Origin of the sequence: Pseudomonas protegens, assembly GCF_003732485.1 — a bacterium.
GTDB lineage: Bacteria > Pseudomonadota > Gammaproteobacteria > Pseudomonadales > Pseudomonadaceae > Aquipseudomonas > Aquipseudomonas protegens_B.
Map to the genome: position 1 here is coordinate 52,277 of NZ_MOAK01000051.1, position 5,589 is coordinate 57,865.

Annotated in this window: 8 protein-coding genes; 5 read left to right on the top strand and 3 right to left on the bottom strand. The window is 65.5% G+C overall.

Features of this window, described 5'->3' with window-relative positions; translation table 11 throughout:
- From BLX41_RS35225 to BLX41_RS12795, 3 genes are all read right to left on the bottom strand, one after another.
- Positions 1-355, bottom strand: a 355-nt coding sequence (locus BLX41_RS35225; protein ID WP_259744798.1) for a TonB-dependent receptor plug domain-containing protein, incomplete at its 3' end; no start/stop codon positions are given.
- 141 nt (positions 356-496) lie between these two features.
- Positions 497-1,834, bottom strand: a complete 1,338-nt coding sequence (locus BLX41_RS12790) for a HAMP domain-containing sensor histidine kinase (protein ID WP_123725167.1) — start codon at positions 1,832-1,834, stop codon at positions 497-499.
- Positions 1,834-2,526 (bottom strand): response regulator transcription factor, encoded by a 693-nt coding sequence (locus BLX41_RS12795; protein WP_123725168.1) that lies wholly within the window; start codon positions 2,524-2,526, stop codon positions 1,834-1,836. The genes BLX41_RS12790 and BLX41_RS12795 overlap by 1 nt, the downstream gene beginning before the upstream one ends.
- 183 nt (positions 2,527-2,709) lie before the next feature.
- Here BLX41_RS12795 and BLX41_RS12800 point away from each other — a divergent pair, with 183 nt between their 5' ends.
- The 5 genes from BLX41_RS12800 to BLX41_RS12820 all read left to right on the top strand — a co-directional run.
- Positions 2,710-3,405: a helix-turn-helix transcriptional regulator gene (locus BLX41_RS12800; protein ID WP_123725169.1), complete on the top strand. Its 696-nt coding sequence runs from the start codon at positions 2,710-2,712 to the stop codon at positions 3,403-3,405.
- Positions 3,406-3,410: 5 nt separating this feature from the next.
- Complete coding sequence (locus tag BLX41_RS12805; protein WP_123725197.1) at positions 3,411-4,196, top strand: PhzF family phenazine biosynthesis protein; 786 nt, start codon at positions 3,411-3,413, stop codon at positions 4,194-4,196.
- A 199-nt stretch (positions 4,197-4,395) separates the two neighbouring features.
- Entirely contained in the window at positions 4,396-4,689 is a 294-nt protein-coding gene (locus tag BLX41_RS12810) for a hypothetical protein (RefSeq protein ID WP_123725170.1), read from the top strand.
- A 40-nt stretch (positions 4,690-4,729) separates the two neighbouring features.
- On the top strand, positions 4,730-5,080 hold the full coding sequence (locus BLX41_RS12815) for a hypothetical protein (RefSeq protein ID WP_123725171.1): 351 nt from the start codon (positions 4,730-4,732) through the stop codon (positions 5,078-5,080).
- A 107-nt stretch (positions 5,081-5,187) separates the two neighbouring features.
- On the top strand, positions 5,188-5,589 hold a 402-nt coding region (locus tag BLX41_RS12820; RefSeq protein ID WP_404942767.1), incomplete at its 3' end, for a hypothetical protein.

Sequence of the window (5,589 nt, forward strand, 5' to 3'; positions counted from 1 at the left end):
GTTTGCCGTCCACCAGGATCAGGGTGTTTTCCGGGCCCATGCCGCGGATGTCGATCTGCCGGTTATTGCCGCGCTGGCCGCTGGTGGAGTTACCGGTGAGGTTGACCCCGGGCATGGTGCGGATGATCTGCGACAGGTCGTTGGCCGGCGGGCGCTTCTGGATGTCCTCGGCGGTGATCACCGAGACCCCCGGTGCCTGCTTGGTTTCTTCCTTGGCGGTGGCGATGACGCTCTGGGGTTCCAGCTCCAGGACCGGCTGGGTCGAGCCTTCATTGGCAGCCTGCACGGCCTGGCTGAGCAGGCAGCAGCCGGACAGCAGGAAAGGGGCGAAAGGACGCATCGAGCGCATGGACATCGGTGATCTCCGGGACAGAGGCAGAAACAGAAGATCACGAATGATAATGACTGCTATTTGCGAGTAAAGCGCATTAACTTTCTAAACACTTCCCGGTCGGTACGAGGTTCTGTCAGGGTGCCGGGCGCGCTTGTGCCGGGCCTAGGCGGCGGGCAGCAGCAGGTGCATGCACAACCCGGGCGTGGCATTGCTGGCCCAGATCCGCCCCTGATGCAGCTCCACGGCGCGCCGGGCGATGGCCAGGCCCAGGCCGAAACCGTCGCCCTGGGCCGAGTCCAGGCGCTGGTAGGGCTGGAAGATCCGTTGCAGGTCCTGCTCGGCAACGCCCGGTCCCTGGTCTTCCAGGCACAGGTGCCAATAGGCACCTTCGCGCCAGCCGCGCAGGCTCACCCGGCCGCCGGCGGGGGAGTAGCGAATGGCATTGCGCAGCAGGTTTTCCAGGGCCTGGGCGATGCTGTCCAGGTGCACCTGGACCCGGCACTCGGCGTCCAGCAGGCAGGGCAGGCGCTCGGCGTCCCAGGCGCTTTCGAAGCAGGCGTCCTCGCGCAGCGCCTCCCAGATCGACAGCACCTGCACCGCTTCGGTGGGCAGTTGTGGGCGTTCGGTGTCGAGCCAGGCCAGGTCGAGGGTGTCTTCCAGCAGGCGCTGCATATCGGCGATCTCCCGGTCCAGGCGCTGGCGCAACTGCTCCGGCGGCAACCGGCTGTCATGGGCGATGCGCAACCGCGCCAGGGGCGTGCGCAGCTCATGGGACAAGGTCCGCAGCAACAGGCGCTGCTGGGCCAGGCTCTGGCGCAGGCGCTCGGCCATGTGCTCGAAAGCCAGGGCCAGCTCTCCCAGCTCGTCGTGGCGGTTCACCAGGGGCGTGCCCAGCCCCTGGCTTTCCAGGTCGTCGGCGCGCAAGGCATCGGCGCGATCCCGCAGGCGGTTCAAAGGCAGCACCAGATGACGATAGAGCAACAGGCCGAGCAGGGCGGCGAGCAGGGTCGGCACTACGCCATGGCTGAGCAGGTGGGTCCAGGGCGTCAGGCCACTGGGCAACAGGCGCTCGGGCAGTTGCAGCACCAGCCGGCCTTGTTCCGGGTGCTCGGGGAATTCGATGCTGACGTAGGGCAATTCGTCCTGCAGGCGCCGGCTCATGGGCCAGTCGAGCTTGCGCATGAAGGTCAGGTGGCTGGCGTCCTCGGCGGTCAGCGGCGTGCTGCCCAGGCTCTGCAGGCGATCGCCGATCACCGCGACCCAGGTGTCTTCCCGGGCCGCCAGTTGTCGCTGGAACTCATCGACCGCGGCCATGCCGCCCTGACGCCAGGCGTTCTCGGCCTGCTGGGCGTAGCTGGCCAGGTACTGGCGGTCGGCGGGGTCGAGAAAATAGGTGCTGCGTTCCGCCGACAGGCCCCAGGTCCAGATGATCCAGGTCAGCAGCAGGCAGAAGCCGATCTGCAGCACGGCCAGTTTCCACAGCAGGGGATGACGGCGCATCAGTGACGTTGCGCCTCCACCAGGATGTAGCCGGCGCCGCGCACCGCCTGGATCTGCAGGTGCTGCACCCCAAGGTCGGCGAGTTTGCGCCGCAGGTTGCACACGTGCACATCCAGGCCACGATCCAGGCGCGTATAGATGCGGTGCAGTACGTGCTGATAGAGAAAAGGCTTGCTCAGGGTTTCTCCGGGGTGTTCGCGCAGGGTCACCAGCAGCCGGTATTCCGAGCCGGTCAGGCCCGCTGCGCGGCCCTGGTGCAGTACGTCCTGGGCCTGGTCGTCGAAGCTGAGGATCGGGTCCTGGCGCGTGGCCTGCTGCAGTTGCACCCGGGCCATGCGCCGCAGCAGGGCGTCGGCGCGGGCGTCCAGCTCGGCCAGGCTGAAGGGCTTGGGCAGGTAGTCGTCGGCGCCCCGGGTGAAGCCGGTGATCCGGTCCTGCTCGGCCCCCAGGGCCGACATCAGCATCACCGGCGTGCCTTGTTCGTGGCGCAGGGTTTCCAGCAGCGCCAGGCCGTCCATGCCCGGCAGCATGATGTCCAGCAGCACCAGGTCGAAGTGGCCGGCGCGCACCGCTGCCAAGCCCTGGCGGCCGTCGGCGCACGTGGTGACGGTAAAGCCGCGCTGGCGGAAATGCCGATCCAGATCGTCGCGCAGTCTGGCGTCGTCTTCCACGAGGAGCAGGTTGGGGGTCATGGGGGAGAGCACTTGAATGGGGATATTTAATGAGAACGTTTTACATTTGCGAATATTGCAGCAATGCCCCTGGCTATGCAATTGCCACGATGGGCTGACAGGATTGAGGTCGCAATCAACTAAAAGTTGAATCTTCAACGTTGTGTTGATATTTTTTCTGACCGCTTTCCTTGGTAACCGCCCATGAACCTGCCTTCCGATGCCCTTCTTGCCGAGCGCCAGCTGGTCTTGCAAGTGCTCAGCAGCACCTTGCAGATGCTTACCAGCGTGGTCGGCCAGCATGTGGAAATCGTCCTGCATGACCTGGACCGCCCGGAATCCTCGATCGTTGCCATCGCCAATGGCCATGTCACCGGGCGCCGGGTGGGCGACCCGGTGCTGGTCGGGCCGCGCCAGGACCTGGGTTTTGCCGCGGTGCGACGCGCCCTGCAAGACCGCTCCGCAGCGACCCCGCTGGTACTGGAGAACTACCCGACCCTGGCCCCCGACGGCCGCGAGCTGCGCAGTTCCACGGTGATCTTTCGCGACCGCAGCGGGCAGCCCTTCGCCAGCCTGTGCAGCAACAGCGACCTGAGCGGCATCGCCGCGGCCCACGCCAGCCTGGGGCAGTTGCTGGGTCTGGGCAGTGCGCCTGCGCCGCGCCTGGATGAAACCCGCGACATGGAACAGTTGCTGGCCCAGATCATCCAGGGCGCCTGCCCGGGAAGCGCGGCGCGCATGAGCAAGCAGCACAAGCTCGACGCCGTGCGCCAGATGCAGGAACGCGGGGTGTTCATCGTCAAGGGCGGGATCGAAAAGGCCGCCGCGGCCCTGGGGGTGACCCGCTACACCATCTACAACTACCTGGAACAGATCCGCGCCGAAGGCGCCGAGGAATGACCGCGATGCAACTCGATATCTTTCAAGTGGATGCCTTTACCTCCCACGTCTTCGGTGGCAACCCGGCGGCGGTGTGCCCCCTGGAGGCCTGGTTGCCGGACGAGGTCCTGCAGCGCATCGCCCTGGAGAACAACCTGTCGGAAACCGCCTATTTCGTGCCCCGGGGCGAAGTCTTCGAGCTGCGCTGGTTCACCCCCACGGTGGAAGTCGACCTGTGCGGGCACGCCACCCTGGCGGCGGCCTGGGTGCTGTTCGAGCAGTTGGGCGAGCGCCGCGACGTGCTGCGTTTTGCCACCCGCAGCGGCGAGTTGCGGGTGAGCCGCGAGGGCGGCCTGCTGTCCATGGATTTTCCCGCCAAGCAGCCCGAGGCAGTGGCGATTCCTTCGGCCCTGTTGCAAGCCCTGGGGTTGCCGGCGGCCGCGGCCCTGTACCGCACCGACGATTATCTGCTGGTGGTGGACGACGAATCGCTGGTGGAGGCGCTCAAGCCCGATTTCGCCGCACTGGCGGCCTTTGATGTGCGCGGCATTGCCGTGACGGCGCCGTCCCGGGAATTCGATTTCGTCTCGCGCTGGTTCGGCCCGCGGGTCGGGGTCAATGAAGACCCGGTCACCGGTTCTGCCCATACCTCCCTGGCGCCTTACTGGGCCGCGCGCCTGGGCAAGCGTCAGTTGCGGGCGCAGCAGGGCGGGGCGCGCAAGGGCCAGCTGGAGTGTCAGGTGCTGGACAACGGACGGGTGATTATCAGCGGCTACGGCGCCTTGTACCTCAAGGGCCGTATTTTTCTCTGAAGCGGCTGCGGCGTTAGTGGGCTGGCCTGACACCGGCAGGCGGATTTGTCCGGGCACCGCCTGCGGGAGTAGAGTCGCGCCCTTCAGCCCGGCCAGGCCATGATCAGCCTGTTTGGGCGCCGGTCGGATTGAAGTGTGCGGCGCACGCTACTCAGGTAGCGGCGATCTGTCCAAATGTTGAGAACCAAGGAAGTATTCGATGCTGGAAAGCAACCGCACCATCACCCTCTCGGGGGAGCAGGCCCTGCAAGCCCTGGCGGAGCTGGAGTTCGTGTTGATCTCGCTGCACAAGATGGGCGCCTATTACGCGGACAAACCCGTGGCCGACTACCAGCGTGCGACCACCGATTTCATCGACAACCAGCAGGTCACCCAGCGCCTGGCCCAGGTGCGCAGGATTCTCAGCGAACCCTTCGACTGCACTTTGGGGGAGGACGACATGGACGACATCGAGCGTCACGTGCAGGGGCTCGAACTGTGGCGCCCCGAGTAACCGCGCTGCCATTCTCCGTCGTTTTTTCAAGGAACCTGCCATGTCCCGGATCAGCCTCGCCACGGCCACTCCCACCACCAGCCTGGCGCTGGTCAAGTTTCTCCATCAACGCCTGGGCCTGTCCCTGAGTGTTGCCCAGGGCTATCTGCGCCGTGGCGCCGAGGGCTTCTTCTACAGCGCCAAGCTGTTTCACAACGACCATGTGGAACGTGAGCAGGAACTGCGCGACATCCTCGCCTTCTGCAACAACGCTCAGGTGCCGCTGTTGATTGTCGAAAGTGACCCCGATGAGGAATGGAACGGGGTTGCGCCCGAACCGTTGCAGGACTGCGCGATGCCCCAGGAGCACTTGTTCAATCTGCTCCAGGCCTATGAAGAGGACTATCAATAACGCCCGGAAGCGGGCCTGCGCCGCCCAACTGAATACGCGGTTTTCCTAAAGTTCTGGCCCCCGGGGTCGAGACGTTGATGCTGTCCGTCCATCAATAAGGATATTTCGTGTTCAGAACCCTCCTCAGGGCCGCCGCCCTCATCGCCACCCTGGCGCTGACCGGCTGTGTGTCCTACAACGTCACCGGCCCCCTGGGCGCGCCGTTGCATCCCGCTCCCATCAGTAGTCCGCGCACTGCGCAAATTGCCGATGTGCAGGTCACCGCTCCCGGTATCGACGAAGCCACCCGCACCGCCATCAGCCGCTCCCTGACGGCTCAGCTGACCCCCTACGTCAAGAGCGCCGGCTACTTTCGGCAGCTCAGCGAATACCCCACCCGCCTGGGTGAGGAGGACGTGGTGCTGAAGTTCAACATGACCTCCCTCAAGGGCCACCGCGCACCCCACCCGGGCTACCTGCCCGGCGCCTTGCTGACCCTGACCGTGTGGATCTGGGTCAACGGTCCGATC

Excerpts from the sequence above, each read along its gene's own strand:
- BLX41_RS12805 (WP_123725197.1), top strand. The coding sequence starts at position 3,411 with ATGCAACTCGATATCTTTCAAGTGGATGCCTTTACCTCCCACGTCTTC.
- BLX41_RS12810 (WP_123725170.1), top strand. The coding sequence starts at position 4,396 with ATGCTGGAAAGCAACCGCACCATCACCCTCTCGGGGGAGCAGGCCCTG.
- BLX41_RS12800 (WP_123725169.1), top strand. The coding sequence starts at position 2,710 with ATGAACCTGCCTTCCGATGCCCTTCTTGCCGAGCGCCAGCTGGTCTTG.
- BLX41_RS12815 (WP_123725171.1), top strand. The coding sequence starts at position 4,730 with ATGTCCCGGATCAGCCTCGCCACGGCCACTCCCACCACCAGCCTGGCG.
- BLX41_RS12795 (WP_123725168.1), bottom strand. The coding sequence starts at position 2,526 with ATGACCCCCAACCTGCTCCTCGTGGAAGACGACGCCAGACTGCGCGAC.
- BLX41_RS12790 (WP_123725167.1), bottom strand. The coding sequence starts at position 1,834 with ATGCGCCGTCATCCCCTGCTGTGGAAACTGGCCGTGCTGCAGATCGGC.